This window comes from Streptomyces sp. NPDC050422 (genome assembly GCF_044458665.1).
GTDB lineage: Bacteria > Actinomycetota > Actinomycetes > Streptomycetales > Streptomycetaceae > Streptomyces.
Window position 1 is genome coordinate 14819 of sequence record NZ_JBITIE010000041.1, and the last position, 19920, is coordinate 34738.

General features: G+C 70.7%; 17 protein-coding genes and 1 pseudogene. 9 read left to right on the forward strand and 9 right to left on the reverse strand.

Going from position 1 to position 19920, the window contains the following annotated elements:
* Nucleotides 1-11 precede the first annotated feature (11 nt).
* The 3 genes from ACIBJG_RS37525 to panB form a co-directional block, all read right to left on the reverse strand.
* Nucleotides 12-869, reverse strand: coding sequence for an ABC transporter permease (locus ACIBJG_RS37525; RefSeq protein WP_399314676.1), 858 nt, complete (start codon nt 867-869; stop codon nt 12-14).
* On the reverse strand, nt 866-1885 hold the full coding sequence (locus tag ACIBJG_RS37530) for an ATP-binding cassette domain-containing protein (protein WP_399314679.1): 1020 nt from the start codon (nt 1883-1885) through the stop codon (nt 866-868). The genes ACIBJG_RS37525 and ACIBJG_RS37530 overlap by 4 nt, the downstream gene beginning before the upstream one ends.
* Before the next feature lie 100 nt (nt 1886-1985).
* A complete protein-coding gene (gene panB / locus ACIBJG_RS37535; RefSeq protein WP_399314682.1) occupies nt 1986-2873 on the reverse strand; it encodes a 3-methyl-2-oxobutanoate hydroxymethyltransferase in 888 nt (295 codons plus the stop codon).
* A gap of 187 nt (nt 2874-3060) precedes the next feature.
* Here panB and ACIBJG_RS37540 point away from each other — a divergent pair, with 187 nt between their 5' ends.
* From ACIBJG_RS37540 to ACIBJG_RS37555, 4 genes are all read left to right on the forward strand, one after another.
* Nucleotides 3061-4665 carry an MFS transporter gene (locus ACIBJG_RS37540; protein WP_399314684.1) on the forward strand — a complete coding sequence of 535 codons (1605 nt, stop codon included), beginning with the start codon at nt 3061-3063 and terminating at the stop codon, nt 4663-4665.
* 84 nt (nt 4666-4749) lie between these two features.
* Nucleotides 4750-5499, forward strand: coding sequence for a TetR/AcrR family transcriptional regulator (locus tag ACIBJG_RS37545; protein ID WP_399314686.1), 750 nt, complete (start codon nt 4750-4752; stop codon nt 5497-5499).
* Between the two features lie 190 nt (nt 5500-5689).
* The gene (locus ACIBJG_RS37550) at nt 5690-6712 is read left to right on the forward strand and encodes an endonuclease/exonuclease/phosphatase family protein (RefSeq protein WP_399314689.1); all 1023 of its coding nucleotides are present in this window, start codon (nt 5690-5692) and stop codon (nt 6710-6712) included.
* 225 nt (nt 6713-6937) lie between these two features.
* Nucleotides 6938-8149 (forward strand): MFS transporter, encoded by a 1212-nt coding sequence (locus ACIBJG_RS37555; RefSeq protein ID WP_399314690.1) that lies wholly within the window; start codon nt 6938-6940, stop codon nt 8147-8149.
* Between the two features lie 197 nt (nt 8150-8346).
* Here the strand turns inward: ACIBJG_RS37555 and ACIBJG_RS37560 are convergent, their stop codons facing one another.
* From ACIBJG_RS37560 to ACIBJG_RS37580, 5 genes are all read right to left on the reverse strand, one after another.
* On the reverse strand, nt 8347-10101 hold the full coding sequence (locus tag ACIBJG_RS37560) for an NAD+ synthase (protein ID WP_399314692.1): 1755 nt from the start codon (nt 10099-10101) through the stop codon (nt 8347-8349).
* Nucleotides 10102-10180: 79 nt separating this feature from the next.
* The gene (locus ACIBJG_RS37565; RefSeq protein ID WP_399314693.1) at nt 10181-11752 is read right to left on the reverse strand and encodes a multicopper oxidase family protein; all 1572 of its coding nucleotides are present in this window, start codon (nt 11750-11752) and stop codon (nt 10181-10183) included.
* Nucleotides 11753-11847: 95 nt separating this feature from the next.
* Nucleotides 11848-12273, reverse strand: coding sequence for a CBS domain-containing protein (locus tag ACIBJG_RS37570; protein WP_399314695.1), 426 nt, complete (start codon nt 12271-12273; stop codon nt 11848-11850).
* 124 nt (nt 12274-12397) lie between these two features.
* Nucleotides 12398-13141: a DUF305 domain-containing protein gene (locus tag ACIBJG_RS37575; RefSeq protein ID WP_399314702.1), complete on the reverse strand. Its 744-nt coding sequence runs from the start codon at nt 13139-13141 to the stop codon at nt 12398-12400.
* A 5-nt stretch (nt 13142-13146) separates the two neighbouring features.
* Nucleotides 13147-13824, reverse strand: a complete 678-nt coding sequence (locus ACIBJG_RS37580; RefSeq protein WP_399314696.1) for a DUF3105 domain-containing protein — start codon at nt 13822-13824, stop codon at nt 13147-13149.
* A 242-nt stretch (nt 13825-14066) separates the two neighbouring features.
* On the opposite strand from ACIBJG_RS37580, the gene glnA reads away from it, so the two are divergent.
* From glnA to ACIBJG_RS37600, 4 genes and pseudogenes are all read left to right on the forward strand, one after another.
* The gene (glnA, locus tag ACIBJG_RS37585) at nt 14067-15428 is read left to right on the forward strand and encodes a type I glutamate--ammonia ligase (RefSeq protein ID WP_399314697.1); all 1362 of its coding nucleotides are present in this window, start codon (nt 14067-14069) and stop codon (nt 15426-15428) included.
* 93 nt (nt 15429-15521) lie between these two features.
* Nucleotides 15522-15762 (forward strand): annotated as a pseudogene (locus tag ACIBJG_RS37590) (GntR family transcriptional regulator); the annotation flags it as partial.
* 539 nt (nt 15763-16301) lie between these two features.
* Nucleotides 16302-16871: an O-methyltransferase gene (locus ACIBJG_RS37595; RefSeq protein WP_399314703.1), complete on the forward strand. Its 570-nt coding sequence runs from the start codon at nt 16302-16304 to the stop codon at nt 16869-16871.
* Between the two features lie 32 nt (nt 16872-16903).
* Complete coding sequence (locus ACIBJG_RS37600; RefSeq protein WP_399314699.1) at nt 16904-18133, forward strand: NADH:flavin oxidoreductase; 1230 nt, start codon at nt 16904-16906, stop codon at nt 18131-18133.
* A gap of 8 nt (nt 18134-18141) precedes the next feature.
* Here the strand turns inward: ACIBJG_RS37600 and ACIBJG_RS37605 are convergent, their stop codons facing one another.
* Nucleotides 18142-18732, reverse strand: a complete 591-nt coding sequence (locus tag ACIBJG_RS37605; RefSeq protein WP_399314700.1) for a TetR family transcriptional regulator — start codon at nt 18730-18732, stop codon at nt 18142-18144.
* Between the two features lie 212 nt (nt 18733-18944).
* Between ACIBJG_RS37605 and ACIBJG_RS37610 the strand changes: the two genes are divergently transcribed.
* Nucleotides 18945-19772 carry a putative protein N(5)-glutamine methyltransferase gene (locus ACIBJG_RS37610; protein ID WP_399314701.1) on the forward strand — a complete coding sequence of 276 codons (828 nt, stop codon included), beginning with the start codon at nt 18945-18947 and terminating at the stop codon, nt 19770-19772.
* The last annotated feature ends 148 nt before the right edge of the window (nt 19773-19920 follow it).

The window sequence follows — 19920 nt, forward strand, 5'->3', positions numbered from 1 at the left end:
AACCCCTGTGGTCAGGACTTCTTGCGGAACTTGGACACCGCGAGCGGGGCCATCGCCGCGGTGATGACCACGGTCCAGCCGAGCGTGAGCCAGACCGAGTTGCCGAGCGGGCCGCCCATCATCAGGCCGCGGGCCGCGTCGGCCAGGTTGGACAGCGGGTTGTAGTCGGTGAACGTCTGGAGCCAGCCGGGCATCGTCGTGGGCGGGGCGAAGATGGAGGAGCCGAACTGGAGCGGCATCATCACGATCATCCCCATTCCCTGGACGGCCTGGGCCGTCTTCATGGACAGTCCGAGCAGGATGAAGATCCACATGATGGCGGCGCCGAACGCGGCCGCCAGACCGATCGCACCGATCAGCCCGAGCACCGATCCGTGGAGATCCATGCCGAGTGCGAAGCCCATGCCCAGCAGGATCAGCGTGGCGACCATCATCCGGGCGAGCTCGACCACGATCTTCGCGATGAGCACCGAGGAACGGGCGATCGGCATCGTACGGAACCGGTCCATGACCCCCTTGCGGAAGTCGTCGTTGACACCGGAGCCGACGGCCATGGCGATGTTCATGCCCATCATCGCCATCAGGCCGGGGATCAGGTAGTTGAGGTACTCCTGCCGGCCGCCGCCCATGCTGCCGCCGACGGAGCCGCCGAACACGTACACGAACAGCAGCACGAAGATGACCGGCATCAGGAGCGCGTCGAACATCGACTCCGGATCCTTCTTGATCTGGAGCAGATTGCGCCGCACCAGCGCCCCGATGTGGCGCAGGTTGTTCCGCAGCCCGATCCGGCCCTCGTCGTGGAGTCTCGTGGCCGGGGCGGCCGGGGCCGCGTCGGTGGGGGTGGGCGTCAGAGTCGTCGTGCTCATGCCGCGACCTCCTGGGGGATCGTGTCGGTGACGGTGGACTTGTCGCCGGTGATGGCGAGGAACACCTCGTCCAGGCTGGGCAGCGCGGTGGCGACGTGCGCCAGCGAGAAGCCCCGGGTGCCGAGCAGGCCGATGACGGCGGTGAGCTGCTCGTCGCTGAGGATCGGTACGTAGAGCAGGCCCTCGTCCGGGACCGCCTGGGCGCCCGCCACACCGTCGAGACCGGCCTCCCTGATGGCCTGCGCCATCGCGGCCAGTTCGGCCGGGTCGGAGGGGCGGATCTGCAGGGTGCGGCCGCCGACCTTGGCCTTCAGCTCGTCGACTCCGCCGCGGGCGATGATCTTGCCCTTGTCGATGACGGTGAGCTCGTTGGCGAGCTGTTCGGCCTCTTCCATGTACTGGGTGGTGAGCAGCACGGTCGCCCCCTCCGCGACCATCCGCTGCACCTCGTCCCAGACCTCGTTGCGGGTACGGGGGTCGAGCCCCGTCGTCGGCTCGTCCAGATAGAGGACGGCCGGGCTGCCGATCATGGAGGCGGCGAGGTCCAGCCGGCGGCGCATTCCGCCGGAGTACTCCATCGCGGCCTTCTTGGCCGCGTCCGTGAGCGAGAAGCGCTCCAGCAGCTCGTCGGCGCGCGAGCGGGCCTTCTTGCGCGGCAGGTCGAGCAGCCGCCCGATCATGTAGAGGTTCTCCCAGCCGGAGAGCTTCTCGTCGACCGAGGCGTACTGGCCGGTCAGGCCGATGGTGCGGCGCAGCGCGCGGGGCTGCTTCACCACGTCGTAGCCCGCTACGACCGCGTGTCCGGCGTCGGGCTGGATCAGGGTGGACAGGACTCGTACGAGGGTGGTCTTCCCGGCGCCGTTGGGGCCGAGCACGCCGAGGACGGTGCCCTCGCGCACATCGAGGTCCACGCCGTCCAGAGCCTTGGTCTCGCCGTAGTGCTTGACCAGCCCCCGTACCTCGACGGCGTTCGTGCCGTTCCTGGGGTTCTTGTCGATTCGCGTCATGTCCACCATCAGACCAGCCGCCACCGACAGCGCGCCGACAAGCCGCCGACAGCAGGGCGACAGCCCGCCGATGGGGGATGTCGGCGGGCTGTCGGTGGTGCGGCAGTGGCTAGTGGAACGTGTGCTCCGGCGCCGGGAACGTGCCCCCGACGACCTCGTCCGCGTACGCCTTCGCGGCGTCGCCGAGGATCTGGCGCAGGTCCGCGTACTGCTTGGTGAAGCGCGGCACCTTGCCGCCGGTCAGACCGACCATGTCGGTGTAGACCAGCACCTGCGCGTCGGTGTCCGGACCGGCCCCGATGCCCACGGTCGGGATGTGCAGGGTGCGGGTGACCTCGGCGGCCAGTTCGGCCGGTACGAGTTCGAGGACGACGGCGAACGCGCCCGCGTCCTGGACGGCCTTGGCGTCGCGCAGCATCTGCTGGGCGGCTTCCTCGCCGCGGCCCTGCACGCGGTAGCCCATCGCGTTGACGGACTGCGGGGTCAGGCCGATGTGGGCCATCACCGGGATGCCGGCGTCGACCAGGAGCTTGATCTGCTCGTGGCTGCGTTCGCCGCCCTCCAGCTTGACCGCGCCGACCCCGGACTCCTTGATCAGGCGGGTGGCGTTGCGCAGGGCCTGGACCGGGCTCTCCTGGTACGACCCGAAGGGCAGGTCGGCGACGACCAGGGCGCGCTTGGTGCCCCGGACGACGGCGGCGGACAGGATGGCGATCTCGTCCATCGTGACGGGCACGGTGGTCTCGTAGCCGAGGTGACAGTTGCCCATGGAGTCGCCCACGAGCATGACCGGAATACCGGCCTCGTCGAAGACGGACGCGGTCATCGCGTCGTAGGCGGTGAGCATGGGCCACTTCTCGCCGCGCGCGGTGGCGGCGGCGATGTCGTGGACGGTGACGCGGCGGTTGCTCTTGCCTCCGTACAGCGCCTTGCTGCTGTCGGAGGGGGCTCCCGCGGTGGGAGTGGGGGACTGGTCGTGCGCAGCCTGAAGCGACATTGCCAACGGCTCCTTCGTCATCTCGAGGCGCCCTGACGGCGTCCCCGGATCGCTTCCATGGTGGCATCCCGGAGCCGTTCACGGGAAGTGGGCCCGCCGCACGGGATGGCACCCGGTGTCACGGCAGCCCGGTAAAGATTTTCCAATACGAGACGGTCTCGTATCGAAATAGAGGTACCTTCGGCTCATGTCCCTACCGTCCGGCGCTCCCGCCGCCGCACCCCACGTCCCCGAGGCGGTCCACCGCCGCCGCTGGGCGATCCTCGCCGTCCTGATGTTCAGTCTGCTCATCGTCGTACTCGACAACTCGATCCTGAACGTCGCGGTCAAGACGATCGCGTCGCCCTCACCGACCGGTCTGGGAGCCACCCAGAGCGAGCTTGAGTGGGCCATCAACTCCTACACGCTCGTCTTCGCCGGACTGCTCTTCACCGCGGGCCTGCTCGGCGACCGCATCGGACGCAAGAAGGTCCTGCTCTGCGGCATCGCGCTGTTCGGCGTGGGTTCCGCCTTCGCCGCGATGTCGGGATCGCCCGGGGAACTGATCACCTGGCGCGCCGTCATGGGCTTCGGCGCCGCCTTCGTCATGCCGGCCACGCTCGCCGTCCTGATGAACGTCTTCGAGCGCGACGAGCAGCCCAAGGCCATCGGCCTGTGGGCCGGCAGCGTCGGCCTCGGCATCGCGATCGGCCCGATCACCGGCGGGCTGCTCCTCGAACACTTCTGGTGGGGCTCGGTCTTCCTCGTCAACGTGCCCGTCGTGGTCATCGCGCTCATCGCCATGGTGGTGCTCGTACCGGACTCCAGGGACCCGAAGCCGGGGCGGCTGGACCCGCTCGGCGTGGCGCTCTCCGTCGTCGGCCTGGTGCTGCTGGTGTACGGCATCATCCGTGGCGGTGAGCTGGCCGACTTCACCGACGTGTCCGTGCTCCTGCCGGTCATCGGCGGTCTGGCCGTCCTCGTCGTGTTCGTCCTCCACGAGAAGCGCAGCAGCAGTCCGGCCATCGACATCTCCTACTTCAAGAAGCCGGCCTTCTCCGCCGCGGTCGCCGCGATCGCGCTGGTCTTCTTCGCGCTGATGGGCGTGACGTTCTTCTCCGCCTTCTACATGCAGAGTGTGCGCGGCTGGAGCGCCCTGCAGTCCGGGCTGCTGATCCTGCCGCTGGCCATCGCGCAGATGGTCTTCGCCCCGCGGGCCCGCCTCGTGGTCGACCGGTTCGGCGCGCGTGCCGTGTGCACCGTGGGCATGCTGATGGTGGCCGGCGGGCTGGCGGCGTTCGCCCTGTTCGACGCCACGACCCCGGTCTGGGTGATGTGCGTGGTCTTCTTCGTCCAGGGCACGGGCATGGCCCATGTGATGCCCCCGGTCACCGTCGCCGTGATGCAGGCGCTGCCCAGGGAGAAAGCCGGCTCGGGCTCGGCCGTCAACAACGTGTTCCGGCAGGTCGGCGGCGCCCTCGGGATCGCCGTCCTCGGCTCGGTGCTGTCCACGGTCTACCGCGGCGACATCGAGGGGCACCTCGACGCCGTACCGGCCGCGGCCAGGGACGTGGCGGGGGAGTCGATCGAGGCCACGCTCGGGGTCGCGGAGAAGATGGGCCCGGCGGGCACCCCGCTGGTGGCCGCCGCACACGACGCGTTCATGGGCGCCATGCACGTCACCGCCATCGGCTCGGCGGGCGTCGCCCTCATCGGGACGATCGTGGTCGCCCTGTTCCTGCCGGGCCGGCCGGCCGCGGAGCAGACGGCCCGGCAGGACGAGCGGACGGTGCCCGCAGACGCCCGACGGTGAGGCGCGGGAGGCCCCGCCCGGCCCGGACGGCGGCCGGGCACCTCGGGCATCGGCGAGAATCGGGGCGGTGAAAGGTGGTTCCACGTGCAGGCTCAGGCATCGGACCGGGATGACCGGGTCCCCGGGGAGCAGGACCGGCAGGCCCACGACGGCCGGGGCCCGGACCCACGGGCCCACGACGTCCCGGACCAGGAACCGCCCCCCGGCGACGATCAGGAACCCCGCCGCGGCCGTCCCCGCAGCGCCGCCGCCGAGCGGTCCATCCTGGACGCCGTCGTCGAGCTCCTGGAGGCCGGCGAGCCCCTCGCCGGCCTGTCCATCGAGCGCATCGCCCGCACGGCGGGGGTCGGCAAGGCGACCATCTACCGGCGCTGGGCCGGCAAGGAGGAACTCTTCGTCGACGTCCTGCGCGAGATCGAGCCACCGGAACCCGACCTCTCCGGCACCGGAGGCCTGGACGACCTGCGCGTCCTGCTGGAGTCCATGCGCACCCGCGGACTCGCCCAGCGCTCCTCGGTGCTGCTGCACAACGTCTTCGCGCAGATGAAGAGCCACCCCAAGCTGTGGTCCGCGTACCAGTGCACCGTGATAGCCCCCCGCCGGGCCGCGATGCTCGCCGCCGTCGGCCGGGCCGTCGAGGCGGGCGAGCTGAGGGGCGACGCGGACGTGGAACTGATGGACGACCTGTTCCTCGGCCCCATGCTCGTACGCACCATCCACCGGCCCGACGCGCCGCTGCCCGACGACCTCGCCGACCGCATCATCCGCCTGCTGGTCGAGGGGCTCGGACCGCGGTCCGCCGCCGGATCCGGTGAAGCCGCAGGCCGCGGCTGACTCGCCCGGCCCCGTTCGAGTGTGATCGTTCTGTCACAAGCCACCACAGACCCCCTGCGGCCGGAACCCTTCGCACCGCCCGGGGCGTCCTCGTGGCAGTACGGTCGTCGCCGACGGCCGGAAAGGCATCGCGCATCCCCTAGGGTCGTGGGCGCGGCGATGTGTACGGCAAGGCAGTGAGGACAGCGCAATGGTGCAGGCGTACAGGGCGGACACCGGGAACGGCGGCGCGGGCCCGCAGCGCACCGGATCCCGCTTCCGGGACCTGCGCGACAGACTGACCCGGGACCCCGGCATCTGGCGGCGCGGCCTCGTCCTGGCCGGCTGCTCGGTCCTGCTGACCCTCGTGATGCTCCTCCACGCCCAGATCCCGAACACCATCGGCAACCTGGGCAGCCTCACCGAGACGTTCCTGCCGTGGTGCGCCGTGTTCGTCCCGCTGCTGCTGGTCCTCGGCCTGGTGCGCCGCTCGGCGACCGCCCTGATCGCGCTGCTGCTGCCGGTCCTGGTCTGGTTCAACGTCTTCGGCGGACTGCTCACCGACAAGTCGGGCACCGGCGGCGATCTCACCGTCGCCACCCACAACGTCAACGCGGACAACCCCGACCCCACCGGCACCGCCCAGCAGGTCGCCGGTTCGGGCGCCGACGTCGTCGCCCTCCAGGAACTTCCCAGCGGCAAGGTGGCGGCGTACGAGTCGGCGCTCGCCGGCCGCTTCCGGTACCACTCCGTGCAGGGCACCGTCGGCGTGTGGAGCAAGTACCCCCTGAGCGACACCCGGCCGGTGGACATCAAGATGGGCTGGGTCCGCGCCATGCGGACCACCGTCACCACCCCCGAGGGCCCGGTCGCCGTCTACGTCGCGCACCTGCCCTCGGTACGGGTCAAACTGCACGCCGGATTCACCGCCAACCAGCGGGACCAGAGCGCGGACGCCCTCGGCGAGGCCATCTCCCACGAACCGCTGGAACGGGTCGCCCTGCTCGGCGACCTCAACGGAACCATGAACGACCGCTCGCTCAACGGGGTCACCGCCCAGATGCGCTCCACCCAGGGCGCGGCCGGTGACGGCTTCGGCTTCAGCTGGCCCGCGTCGTTCCCGATGGCACGGATCGACCAGATCATGGTGAAGGGCATCGAGCCGATGTCCTCGTGGACGCTCCCGGCCACGGACAGCGACCATCTCCCGATCGCCGCCCGCGTCAAACTGTGACGCAACGGTCCGTTTACCTCCACGCACCAAACGTCTGAGAGAATTTGTTCCGAACGGGAACAAGGCCGCCGGCGAGGAAGCCGGTCCGTCACCGTGCGATCCGGCCCCGGCCGGCCCGCGCCGGCGCACGTACGGCTGCGTTCCCTCCTGCCTCTCCCCGCTCCCCGCAGGCCCGCCCGGGCCCGGCCGGAGCGCGCGGGGCCCACGTCGGAAAGGTCTCTCTTCATGCCACTGGCTCTGCTCGCACTCGCTGTGAGCGCCTTCGGCATCGGTACTACGGAATTCGTGATGATGGGCCTGCTGCCCGACGTCGCGGACGATCTGGGCACCTCCGTCCCCACTGCGGGCTACCTCGTGTCGGCGTACGCGATCGGCGTGGTGCTGGGTGCCCCTCTGCTCACCGCCGTCGGCTCGCGCATCCCTCGCAAGCGGATGCTCCTGCTGCTGATGGCGCTCTTCACCGTCGGCAACCTCGCCTCCGCACTCGCCCCCGACTTCGGCTGGCTGATCGCCGGGCGGCTGCTGGCCGGGCTGCCGCACGGCGCGTTCTTCGGAGTCGGCGCCGTCGTCGCCACCCGTCTGGCCGCCGAGGGGCGCCAGGCACGAGCCGTGGCGACGATGTTCCTCGGCCTGACCATCGCCAACGTCGTCGGCGTCCCCGCCGCCACGCTGCTCGGCCAGCACCTCGGCTGGCGGGCCACCTTCCTCGTGGTCGCCGGCATCGGGCTCTGCGCGATGGCCGCGCTCGCCCGCCTCGTCCCGCAGATCCCGGCGGAGGCGCACCGGCACGTCCGCCACGAGCTGCGGGCCCTGGGCAACCGCCAGGTCCTGCTCGGACTCCTCACGGCCGTCTTCGGCTTCGCCGGTGTCTTCGCCGTGTACTCCTACCTCTCGGCCATGACGACCGAGGCGATGGGCTTCGGCGAATCCTCCGTGACGCTGGTCCTGGCGCTCTTCGGCATCGGCATGACCCTGGGCGCACTCGCCGCGGGACCCCTCACGGACCGGGCGCTGCGCCCCACGCTGTACGGGTCACTGAGCGCGCTGGCCGTCGTCCTGGTGGTCTTCCCCTTCGCCGCCCATGTGCAGTGGGCCGCGCTGGTGATGGTGGTGCTGCTGGGCGGGGTGGGGTTCATGACGACGACACCGTTGCAGATGCTCGTCATGAACAAGGCCAAGGATGCCCCGACCCTGGCGTCCGCCTCCAACCACTCCGCCTTCAACCTGGCCAACGCGGGCGGCGCATGGCTGGGCGGCATGGCCATCGCGGCCGGCTGGGGCTGGACCTCCCCGGCGCTGGTCGGCGCGGCCCTGACCCTGGTGGGTCTCGCGGTGGCGGTCACGGCGGGTGCACTGGACCGCGACCGGACCCCGTCGAAGATCGTGGCCCGCGCGGCGGCATCCACGCCGCGAAGGTCCGAGGCAGACGTGCACTGAGCCCCGCGCCAATCAAACCCGGCCCCCGCACATCAAGCCCGAGCCCGGCCACATCAAGCCCCTCCGGCGATTGAGGACAAGACCTCCGCCGGGGTCCCCGCACGCCAAGCCCGAGCCCGGCAACAACAAGCCCGTCCGGCGATTGAGGACAAAACCCCGGAGCCGGACGGGCCCGCAGTACACCCCCACTCCCGGCGTCAGCCGGACTCGCGCCACCGGTTCGTGATCGGCAGCCGCCGGTCCTTGCCGAAGCCCTTGGGCGAGATCTTCGTGCCCGGCGGATACTGCCGCCGCTTGTACTCGGCCGTGTCCACCATCCGCAGCGTCTTCGCCACCAGCGCCGCGTCGAACCCGGCCGCGACGATCGCGTCGAGCCCCTGGTCCCGGTCGACGTACATCTCCAGGATCCGGTCCAGCACGTCGTAGTCGGGCAGCGAGTCCGTGTCGACCTGGCCCGGCCGCAGCTCCGCGCTGGGCGGCTTGGTGATGGACGCCTCCGGGATCGGCGGCGTCTGTCCGCGCTCCTCCGCTGCCCGGTTGCGCCACTTCGCCAGCCGGAAGACCGACGTCTTGTAGACGTCCTTGATCGGCCCGTACGCGCCGACGGAGTCCCCGTACAGTGTCGAGTAACCGACCGCCAGCTCCGACTTGTTGCCGGGAGCCAGGACGATCTGGCCCTCCTGGTTCGACACGGCCATCAGCATCGTGCCGCGCAGCCGCGACTGCAGGTTCTCCTCGGCGAGCCCGGTGAGCCCCAGCGACCCCATGTACGCGTCGAACATCGGCTCGATCGGTACGGTCCGGAAGTTCAGCCCGGTACGCCGCGCCAGCTCGGCCGCGTCGCCCCTGGAGTGCTCCGAGGAGTACTTCGACGGCATCGAGATGCCGTACACGTGCTGTGCGCCCAGCGCGTCGCAGGCGATCGCCGCGACGAGCGCCGAGTCGATCCCGCCGGAGAGCCCGACCAGCACACTGCTGAAGCCGTTCTTCGCCGCGTACGCGCGCAGGCCCACGACGAGCGCCGAGTACAGCTCCTCGTCGTCGTCGAGCCGGTCCGCGTACCCTCCGGCCAGCTCCGCCTCGTACGCCGGAAGCGGCTCCTCGGAGAGGACCACGTGGTCGATCCGCAGCCCGTCGTTCACCACGCCGGACGGCGCCTCGGGCGAGGCGGCCGGCAGGTCGAGGTCCAGGATCACGCTGCCTTCGGCGAACTGCGGGGCGCGGGCGATCACTTCGCCGTCCTTGTCGACGACGATCGAGTCACCGTCGAAGACCAGCTCGTCCTGGCCGCCGATCATCGCGAGGTACGCGGTCGTGCAGCCGGCCTCCTGGGCCCGCTTGCGGACCAGTTCGAGGCGGGTGTCGTCCTTGTCCCGCTCGTACGGAGAGGCGTTGATCGACAGCAGCAGCCCGGCCCCGGCGGCGCGCGCGGCCGGCACCCGGCCACCGTCCTGCCAGAGGTCCTCGCAGATCGCGAGCGCCACATCGATGCCGTGCACCCGCACGACGGGCATCGAGTCGCCCGGCACGAAGTACCGGAACTCGTCGAAGACGCCGTAGTTGGGCAGGTGGTGCTTGGCGAAGTTCAGCGCGATCTGCCCGCGGTGCAGCACCGCGGCGGCGTTCCGCGGCGAGCCGGCGGGCTGGCCGTAGCGGGCCGCGGCGGACTCGGAACGGTCGAGGTAGCCGACGACGACCGGGAGCTCCCCGAAGCCCTCCTCGTCCAGGCGCGCGGCCAGCGCACGCAGCGCCTCCCGCGACGCCTCGACGAAGGACGACCGCAGGGCCAGGTCCTCGACGGGGTAACCGGTCAGCACCATCTCGGGGAACGCCACCAGGTGGGCGCCCTGTTCGGCGGAGTGCCGGGTCCAGTGGAGGATCGACTCGGTGTTGCCGGCGAGGTCACCGACGGTCGAGTCGATCTGATTCAGTGCGAGGCGTAGTTGAGGCACGCCGCCCAGTGTAATCGTCTGACTGACGCAATGTCCTGGCGGGCCGCACGAAATGCGGTACGGCCCGCCAGGAATCCGCTCAGCGGCGGTAGCCGAGGACCGTCATCATGCCCGCCTCCGCGTGGTACAGGTTGTGGCAGTGGAGCATCCACAGGCCCGGGTTGTCCGCGTCGAAGTCGACGGTCAGCGTCTGCCGGGGCAGCACGATCGCGGTGTCCTTACGGGCCCCGGACGCGCCCCCGGCCAGCGCGAAGGTGTGCCCGTGCAGGTGGATGGGGTGCCACATCGCCGTCGGGTTGCGGAACTCCAGCCGGACCCGCTCCCCGGCCTGCACCGGATGGCGCTGGTCGGCGGTGTACGGCTTCCTGTCGAAGGCCCAGTCGTACGCCTCCATGGAACCTGTCAGCCGCATCAGCACCGTCCGGTCGGGCTTGCGTGCGGACAGGGCAACGGACGCCTCCGGAGCCAGCCGGCCGGCCGTCACCAGTTCGCCGTCCAGCTCCTTCGGCCGCACGGCCGCGCCGGGCGCAGCGCCGCCCCCGGTCCGCAGCAGGGCCATCGCCGAGGCCTTCTTGCCCTCGGCAAGCGCGGTCAGCGGGAACACCCCGTCCCCGGCGGTGACCAGCACGTCGTACCGCTCGCCCATCCCGAGCAGCAGGGCGTCCGTCGCGGTGTGCCGGACGGGGAAGCCGTCGGTGTGCGTCACCGTCATCCGGTGACCGCCGAGCGCGATGCGGAAGGCGGTGTCGCCGCCCGCGTTGATGATCCGCAGCCGGATCCGGTCGCCCGGCCGTGCGGTGAAGGCGGAAGGGTCATCGGCCGTGCGGCCGTTGACCAGGTAGTACGGGTAGTTCACGTCACCGGCGTCGCCGCCCAGCAGCTTACTGGTGGCGCCCGTCAGCATCCGCGAGGGCCCGCCGCTCGCGGGCGAGGCCGGCGCCGGCATGGCGTGTCCGCTGTGGCCACCCCTGCCCCCGGTGAGCTCCTGGAGCACGGCGTCGGGCGTGGAGCCATCCACCCCGTCGACCCAGTCGTCCAGGACGACGACCCACTCCCGGTCGTAACTGAGGGGCTCCTTCGGGTCGTCCACGATGAGCGGCGCGTAGAGCCCGCGGTCCAGCTGGACGCCCGAGTGCGGGTGGAGCCAGTACGTGCCGGGGTCGGGCACCGCGAACCGGTACGCGAAGTCGGTCCCCGCCCCGATGGCCCGCTGGGTCAGCCCGGGCACCCCGTCCATGTCGTTGCGCAGGGCGAGCCCGTGCCAGTGCAGGGAGGTGGACTGCGGCAGGTGGTTGGCGAGGGTGAGGGCGAGGGTGTCGCCCGCGGTGACCCGGATCTCCTGCCCGGGGAGCCGGCCCCCGTACGCCCACGAACTGACGACGCGTCCGCCGCCCAGGTGGAGCCGGGACGGGGTCGCGGTCAGGGTGACCCTGCGCTCGGGGCCGGCGCCCCGCCGCTGCTCGGCCGCGGCGACCTCCGGCCCGTCGGGGGAGACGTAACCTTCCGGGGCGGTGGTGCCGGAGGGGGCGGGGTGGTTCATGGCGGGGTGGCCCGCGGCGACGCCGCGGTCGGCGCCGGCGGTGAGAACTCCCGTACCGGCAAGGGCGATCGAAGCGCCGAGCACGGCACGGCGGGTGAGCTGAACGGACATGCCGGACAGGTTACCCATATCGGGCATGCGGGCGGCGATGGTCCGCCGCCCCGCGTGGCGGAGGTGGCGGACCGTCCGGTCGTACGATGTACCGGTCAGTTCCGGGAGTACACCTTCTCCGCCCAGCCGGCGATCTGGTCGTCGGAGAGGTGCTGGGCCAGGTCGGCCTCGCTGATCATGCCGATCAACTTCTTGTTCTCGACGACCGGCAGCCGGCGGATCCGGTGGGTCTGCATCTCCTCCAGCACCGCCTCCACCTCGGCCTGCGCGTCGATCCAGCGCGGCGTGCCCTGGGCGAGGTCACCGGCAGTCACCTTCGACGGATCCCGGCCCATCGCCACACAGGCGACCACGATGTCGCGGTCCGTGAGGATGCCGACCATCCGGTCCTGCTCGCCGTTCTCCGAGATGGGCAGCGCGCCGACGTTGTGGTCGCGCATCAGCTGGGCGGCGCGGTCGAGGGTCTCGTGTGCCGGGATCCAGGTGGCGCCGGTGTGCATGATGTCCTTGGCGGTGGTCATGGGGCTTCCTCCTGCGTGCCGACGGGCACTCGCGTACGACCCCGAGCGAACCCATCGTCGTGGGCCCGCCCGGGGCACGCGACCGCTATCACCCATTCGGGTGCACCCGTGGTGCAGGGGGCCCTCAGGACACCTTCCCTGGCCGGGGCGCGGCCCCCCGTTCCGCCAGCATCCCGGCCATGGCCTCCAGCTCGGACCGCTGGCCCTCGACCATGCCCCGGGCCAGCCGCTTCTCGACCTTCACGGTGCACAGGTCCGCGCAGCCGCCGGCCATGTCGACACCGCCCTTGTGGTGGTCGGTCATCAGCTGGAGGTACAGGATCTCGGCCTGCTTGCCACTGGCCCTGCGGAGCTGTCCGAGTTCGGTACGGGTCGCCATACCGGGCATGAGGGACCCGTCATGAGCCTCGTAACCGCCGTCCATGCCCGGCATCCCGGCCATGTCGTGGCCCGCGTGCCGGCCGGCGGCCATCCAGGCCATCGGCTCCTGCCCGGCGGCCGCCTTCGGCAGCTCCCACAGGTCCAGCCAGCCGAGCAGCATGCCCCGCTGGTTGGCCTGCGTGTTGGCGATGTCGTACGCGAAACGGCGCACGTCCTCGTCGTCGGTGCGGTCGCGCACGATGAAGGACATCTCCACGGCCTGCTGATGGTGGACGGCCATGTCGCGCGCGAACCCGGCATCCGCGGAATCCGCCGCCGGGACCTGCGTGGCGGGGGCGGCCGCGTGGTGGTCCGCCCCGTCGTCCCGCGCGGCGGCGACCGTCGCCGCACCCGCGAACAGCAGCGCGAGCGCGACGGCGGAACCGGCGGCCCAGCGGATGCGCCGAGTGCGTTGAGACACCTCCGCCTCCGCCCCCGCCTCCGTCATCTCTGTCACGGGGCCGCCCGCCCGCCGGTGCACGCCGCGCCCGGCTCGGGCGTCTGCGGGCCCTGCACGTACTTGGCGAAGAACTGAGCCACCCGGCGGTCATCGGCACCGTCCACCGTGACCTGCTTGCCCCAGGCGCTCAGCATGATGGTGCCGGCCTGGTCCTTGTACGGGCTCATCAGCGAGTACGGGGTCTTCCCGACCCGCTCGGCGAGCTTGTCCACATCGGCGGCCGAAGCCTTGTCCGTGTACGTCACCCACACCGAACCGTGCTCCAGCGCGTGCACGGCGTTCTCCTCAGGAATCGCCTTTTTGTATACCTCGCCGTCGCAGTTCATCCAGACGGGGCTGTGGTCACCGCCGACCGGCGGCTTCATCGGGTACGACACGCTCTCGGTGACATGGTTGCGGGTCAGCTTCTTCGCGTCCCACGTCTTCTCGCCCTCGATCGGCCCGTCGGCCAGTTCCTTCTTCTCCGCCTCGGACTGCTCGGCGTTCTTGGCGTCCGAGGTCTTCTGGTCGGCCGAGGCGTCGGACCTGTCGACCAGCGTGTAGGTGCCGAAGGTGACGAGACCTGCGACGACGACGGCGCTGAGGCTTATGACCAGCACGCGGGTGCGGCGGTCGCGCGCGCGGTCGGCCTTGCGCATCTGCTCTATGCGGGTCCTGCGGTCGAAGCTCATGTCGTGGGTCCTTCTGCGAAGGGGCGATGAGAGGAAGAAAACGGTCGGAAACCGGCGCGTGCGGGGCAGTTGCGAGGCCGCCGCACCCCGTACGCACCATGGCCGACGATCGTAGTGGGTGGCCGAGTGCTCGATCTCACGTCGGGTGCGTAATCTGGGTGAAATCCGGGGTCGTGATACTGGACTTTCCCCCTTACCCCGGGCGGTGGTGCACGGGCCGTCTGAACTGCAAGGATGTGGCTATGGACAAGCAGCAGGAATTCGTCCTCAGGACACTCGAGGAGCGCGACATCCGGTTCGTCCGGCTGTGGTTCACCGACGTGCTCGGTTACCTCAAGTCCGTGGCCGTGGCCCCTGCCGAGCTGGAACAGGCGTTTGACGAGGGAATCGGCTTCGACGGCTCCGCCATCGAGGGCTTCGCCCGGGTGTACGAGTCGGACATGATCGCCAAGCCGGACCCGGGCACGTTCCAGATCCTGCCCTGGCGCGCGGAGGCCCCCGGCACGGCCAGGATGTTCTGCGACATCCTCATGCCCGACGGCTCGCCCTCCTTCGCCGACCCGCGCTACGTGCTCAAGCGCATCCTGGCCAAGACGTCCGACCTGGGATTCACCTTCTACACCCACCCGGAGATCGAGTTCTTCCTGCTGAAGAACAAGCCGGTCGACGGCACCCGCCCCACCCCGGCGGACAGCTCCGGCTACTTCGACCACACCCCGCAGAACGTCGGCATGGACTTCCGCCGCCAGGCGATCACCATGCTCGAATCCATGGGCATCTCGGTCGAGTTCAGCCACCACGAGGGCGCCCCCGGCCAGCAGGAGATCGACCTGCGGTACGCGGACGCGCTGTCCACCGCCGACAACATCATGACCTTCCGCCTGGTCATGAAGCAGGTCGCGCTGGAGCAGGGCGTGCAGGCGACCTTCATGCCGAAGCCGTTCTCGGAGTACCCCGGCTCGGGCATGCACACCCACCTCTCCCTCTTCGAGGGCGACCGCAACGCGTTCTACGAGTCCGGCGCCGAGTACCAACTCTCAAAGGTCGGCCGTTCCTTCATCGCGGGCCTGCTCAAGCACGCCGCGGAGATCTCCGCCGTCACCAACCAGTGGGTCAACTCCTACAAGCGCATCTGGGGCGGCTCCTCCCGCGCCGCGGGCGCCGGCGGCGAGGCCCCCTCGTACATCTGCTGGGGCCACAACAACCGCTCCGCGCTGATCCGCGTCCCGATGTACAAGCCCGGCAAGACCGGCTCGGCCCGCGTCGAGGTCCGCTCCATCGACTCCGGCGCCAACCCCTACCTGACGTACGCGGTGCTCCTGGCCGCGGGCCTCAAGGGCATCGAGGAGGGCTACGAACTCCCGCCCGGCGCCGACGACGACGTCTGGGCCCTGTCCGACGCGGAGCGCCGCGCCATGGGCATCGAGCCGCTGCCGCAGAACCTCGGCGAGGCGATCGCGCTGATGGAGAAGAGCGAACTGGTCGCCGAGACGCTCGGCGAGCACGTCTTCGACTTCTTCCTGCGCAACAAGAAGCAGGAGTGGGAGGAGTACCGCAGCGAGGTCACGGCCTTCGAGCTGAAGGCGCTGCTGCCGGTGCTGTAACTGCAGGTCAGTGCTGTAGAGGCGCTTGAACGCCGCTTCGGGCCGACGGTGTCACACCGTCGGCCCGAAGCCGTTCCAGGAGCTCCGGACCGTCTGTGGGCCGTGAGATGCGAGTGCGCGCCGGGGCAGCAGCTGCCGCACATCAGGGACCTTGTCGAGACGGGCGAGGGCAGCAAGCGGGCCGGTTCACCAGACCTACAGGGCTCTGGAGACGGAAGGGCTCGTCACCTCGTCCCGCGGACACGGCACGGTCGTACGGTCACAGACGCCGATCAGGCGTCTGGGGACCATCCGTTGCGACAAGGCCACGTGGCGCGAGGCGGACGACGTGGCCGGGCCGTCTGTGGGCGTCCCGAGGCAGGATGGGCGTGTGATGCCTCCCCGGCTGCTGTGGTGCGACCCACGGCCCATTCCTCGGTTCAATCGGCAGGAGCCGGTGACCATGATCGTTCGCGATCCCGGTTTCTACGAGCCGAGGGAAGAAGACGACTGCTGGAGGATCGGGTACGTCTGCCGGACGAACGACCGCCCATACCGGTACGCGTCCTGCGGACAAGGCCGCACCTCATCGCCCTGCACTGCGACGAGCACGGGCCGGAGAACATGTGGCCGCAGCCACAGATGCTTCTGTTCCCGAAAGGATTCGATCCTGTTCTGAGCGACACCCAGTTGGCCTGGGTGGAGGCACAGTGGGACGACGGTCAATGAGCCGGGGGCGGAGATTGCCAGTCCGGCCACGCCGTGACGAGAGGGTTACGCATGTCGCAGAACGACTTCGGGGCAGGCCATCGAGGCAGCATCGAGGTGACCGCCGTACCCTCCGGCCCGTCCGCCTCCGCAAGGGGCAGGGCGGAGCGCCCCGCCCCGCCGCGTGTGGTGACCGCGGAGAAGGCCGCCGCGGAGGCGGGGTTCAGGAAGAGCTGCATCCCCGAAGTGGGCAGGCTTCTCGCTCTGGCCGCTGCCGCGAAGCCTCGCGGGGTCATCGCGGAGAGCGGCACCGGCTCGGGCGTGGGGACTGCGTGGCTGCACAGTGGGCTCGGCGCCGGTGCCCGGCTGGTCACCGTCGAGCGGGACGAGGAGTTGGCCCGTCGGGCGGCCGGTGTCTTCGCGGACGACGACCGGGTCAACGTCCTCACAGGGGACTGGCGGCTGCTTGAGCGGCACGCCCCCTTCGATGTCTTCTTCTGCGACGGCGGCGGCAAACGGGACGACCCCGAACGGGTCGTCGAGCTGCTCGCTCCTGGTGGCCTTCTCATCCTCGACGACTTCACGCCGTCGCCCCACTGGCCGCCGCGGTTCGACGGCGAGGTGGACGAGCTTCGGCTGTTCTACCTCACGCATCCAGACCTGGAGGCCACCGAGGTGCTCACAACACCGGCCAGTTCAGCCGTCGTTGGGGCGCGCCGTCTGCTGGGCCGTGATCCGCAGCCACCACGCTACTGACTATTCGTCAGATCTCTGCGATGCTCCGCGCCATGACGGACGGACAGGGAACGGAAGGACCGACAGGAAAGGCGCCCCGGGGCGCCCCCGATGTGCTGGCACCGGCCCGGCTCGGGCCGCTCCGGCTGCGTAACCGGGTCATCAAGGCCGCGACCTTCGAGGGTGCCACCCCCGACGCGCTGGTCACCCAGGAGCTCATCGACTACCACCTGCGCCCCGCGGCCGGCGGCGTCGCCATGACCACCGTGGCCTACTGCGCGGTGGCGCCGGAGGGGCGCACCGAGCGGCGTCAGCTGTGGATGCGGCCCGAGGCGCTGCCGGGGCTGCGCAGGCTGACCGAGGCCGTGCACGACACCGGGGCCGCCGTCAGCGCCCAGCTGGGCCATGCCGGTCCGGTGGCCGACGGCCGGTCCAACGGGCTGGCCTCCCTCGCCCCGATGGCGGGGTTCAACGCGCTGAGCATGCGCCGCAACAGGGCGGCCACCGCCGAGGACATCGACCGTGTCATCAAGGCCCACGCCGAAGCCGCTCTGCTGGCGGCCGAAGCCGGGTTCGATGCTGTGGAGATCCACCTCGGCCACAACTACCTGGCCAGCGCCTTCCTCAGCCCCCGGCTGAACCGCCGCACCGACGCCTACGGGGGTTCGCTGCGGGCCCGCGCCGCCGTGGCGCTGGGTGTCACCCGGGCGGTGCGCGACGCGCTGGGCGACCGGCTCGCCATCACCGCCAAGCTGAACATGAAGGACGGGGCGCCCGGCGGGCTCACCGTGGAGGACAGCCTCCAGGTCGCCCGCTGGCTGGAGGAGGACGGCAGTGTCGACGCCCTCGAACTGACCGCGGGCAGCTCCCTGCTGAACCCGATGTACCTGTTCCGCGGCGGCGCCCCCGTCGCCGAGTTCGCGGCCAACTTTCCGCTTCCCCAGCGTCTTGCGATCCGGGCGGTGGGGCGAGGCGTGTTCCGTACGTATCCCTACCGGCCCCTGTACCTGCTGGAATCCGCCCGGCAGTTCCGCGCCGCGCTGGCTCTGCCGCTGATCCTCCTCGGCGGGGTCACCGACCGGCAGGGCATGGACCGCGCCATGGCGGAGGGCTTCGAGTTCGTCGCGATGGCCCGCGCCCTGCTGCGCGAGCCCGACCTGCTGCAACGTATTGGTCAGGACCCGGCCACCCGGTCGCAGTGCATCCACTGCAACCGCTGCATGCCCACCATCTACACACGGACCCACTGCCCGCTGATCGGGGAAGGCCAGCAGGAGCGCTGAGCGCCGCCTCAGGTGAAGTTCCGCCCCATCTCGTCCAGGATCTCGTCGATCACCTCGACGGGCTCCCGGGCCAGGTCCTCCTCGATCCACATGCGCATGGCGATCCGCAGCGAGCAGAGGAACGCCGCGGCGAGGACCAGCGGGCGGACCGGGTCCGGTGCCCGGGACGGGCGGGCGGCCACGGCGTCCGCCAAGTCGCGTTCCATCGCCGCGTGGTTGGCGAGCTGGCGGGCCAGGAGGGAAGGGTGGCGCATGGCGAGACGGGTGCGGACGGCCCATTCGCGTTCCGGAGGTGCGACACGCTCGGCGAACTGCGCCACGGCCACCCGCAGCGCCGTCCAGGCGTCCTCCTCGGCGGGGCGCTCGCGCACGGCCCTGACGAGCTCCCTGATCTGCTGCTCCTCGCCGTGGAGGAGGGCGTCCTCCTTGCCGGCGAAGTAGTTGGAGAACGTTCTGCGGGAGATTCCGGCCGCATCCGCCACGGCCTCCACCGTGAGCTGGTCGAAGCCGTGTTCGACGGTCAGCCGCAAGGCCGCTTCGTGCACGGCCTGCCGGGTGGCTTCCTTCTTGCGTTCCCGTAGTCCCACAGAGCGCTCCATGGCTGCCATTATCCGGGGTCGGGGCAACTGGGCCGGACCGGGCCGGAGCCGGGCTGAGGTAGTCTTTCGCATCCCCGCACGGGGACGTACCGAAGGAGGTGGGACCCATTACCGCTGTATCAGGCTGGGTGCTCGCCTCACATGATCGCGTGGTCGACCGGACGTAACCGGCCGCGGAGCACCCATCGGCGTTTCCCGAAAGGCTCCGCTCCATGCCGGTCCCGCTGTCCCCGCCCGCCCTCTCCTCCCTCGTCACCACCCTCCGCTCCGCCGGCTGCGTATTCGCCGAGGACGAGGCGGATCTGATCGCCGCCACCGCGGCCGGTCCCCCCGAACTCGCCGCCATGGTGGAACGGCGCGTCGCCGGCCACCCCCTGGAACACGTCCTCGGCTGGGCCGAGTTCAGTGGTCTGCGCATCGCCGTGGATCCCGGGGTCTTCGTCCCCCGCCGCCGCACCGAGTTCCTGATCCGCCAGGCCGCCGCACTGGCCCCGAGCCCGGCCGTCGTGGTCGACCTCTGCTGCGGTTCGGGCGCCCTCGGCGCCGCACTCGCCGCCGCGCTGGGCGAGGTCGAGCTGCACGCCATCGACGTGGAACCCGCCGCGGTGCGCTGTGCCCGGCGCAACGTCGGCGACCTGGGCCGGGTCTACGAGGGCGACCTCTTCGCCCCCCTGCCCGGCTCCCTGCGCGGGCGCGTCGACGTGCTCCTCGCCAACGTCCCGTACGTCCCGACGGGTGACGTCGCCCTGCTGCCCGCCGAGGCGCGCGTCCATGAACCGCTCGTCGCCCTCGACGGAGGCGGCGACGGCCTCGACGTGATGCGACGGGTGGCCGCGGAGGCTCCGCAGTGGCTCTCCCCGGGCGGCAGCCTGCTGGTCGAGACCAGCGAACGCCAGGCGGCACGCGCCGAGGCGGCCGTGAGCGGCAGTGGGCTCGTCCCGCGGGTGGTCACCTCCGACGAGTTGTACGCCACCGTGGTCATCGGGACGCGGCCCGGTCCGGGGCGGGGGGTTCCGTCCTCAATCGCCGGACGGGCTTGATTGGTGCGGCTCGCTCCGCGGGGTGCGGTGCGCCTGCGCCGGTGGGTGGGGGGGGGGGCCCTCCGGGGAGACTCCTCAAAAATGGCGTGTTCACCCGACGACGAACCTGTACCCGGGTCGTACGCCATTTTCTGCGGGGACTCCCCTG

Excerpts from the sequence above, each read along its gene's own strand:
- ACIBJG_RS37525 (WP_399314676.1), bottom strand. The coding sequence starts at position 869 with ATGAGCACGACGACTCTGACGCCCACCCCCACCGACGCGGCCCCGGCC.
- ACIBJG_RS37530 (WP_399314679.1), bottom strand. The coding sequence starts at position 1,885 with ATGGTGGACATGACGCGAATCGACAAGAACCCCAGGAACGGCACGAAC.
- panB (WP_399314682.1), bottom strand. The coding sequence starts at position 2,873 with ATGTCGCTTCAGGCTGCGCACGACCAGTCCCCCACTCCCACCGCGGGA.
- ACIBJG_RS37540 (WP_399314684.1), top strand. The coding sequence starts at position 3,061 with ATGTCCCTACCGTCCGGCGCTCCCGCCGCCGCACCCCACGTCCCCGAG.
- ACIBJG_RS37550 (WP_399314689.1), top strand. The coding sequence starts at position 5,690 with ATGGTGCAGGCGTACAGGGCGGACACCGGGAACGGCGGCGCGGGCCCG.
- ACIBJG_RS37555 (WP_399314690.1), top strand. The coding sequence starts at position 6,938 with ATGCCACTGGCTCTGCTCGCACTCGCTGTGAGCGCCTTCGGCATCGGT.
- ACIBJG_RS37565 (WP_399314693.1), bottom strand. The coding sequence starts at position 11,752 with ATGTCCGTTCAGCTCACCCGCCGTGCCGTGCTCGGCGCTTCGATCGCC.
- ACIBJG_RS37570 (WP_399314695.1), bottom strand. The coding sequence starts at position 12,273 with ATGACCACCGCCAAGGACATCATGCACACCGGCGCCACCTGGATCCCG.
- ACIBJG_RS37575 (WP_399314702.1), bottom strand. The coding sequence starts at position 13,141 with ATGACGGAGGCGGGGGCGGAGGCGGAGGTGTCTCAACGCACTCGGCGC.
- ACIBJG_RS37580 (WP_399314696.1), bottom strand. The coding sequence starts at position 13,824 with ATGAGCTTCGACCGCAGGACCCGCATAGAGCAGATGCGCAAGGCCGAC.
- glnA (WP_399314697.1), top strand. The coding sequence starts at position 14,067 with ATGGACAAGCAGCAGGAATTCGTCCTCAGGACACTCGAGGAGCGCGAC.
- ACIBJG_RS37600 (WP_399314699.1), top strand. The coding sequence starts at position 16,904 with ATGACGGACGGACAGGGAACGGAAGGACCGACAGGAAAGGCGCCCCGG.
- ACIBJG_RS37605 (WP_399314700.1), bottom strand. The coding sequence starts at position 18,732 with ATGGAGCGCTCTGTGGGACTACGGGAACGCAAGAAGGAAGCCACCCGG.
- ACIBJG_RS37610 (WP_399314701.1), top strand. The coding sequence starts at position 18,945 with ATGCCGGTCCCGCTGTCCCCGCCCGCCCTCTCCTCCCTCGTCACCACC.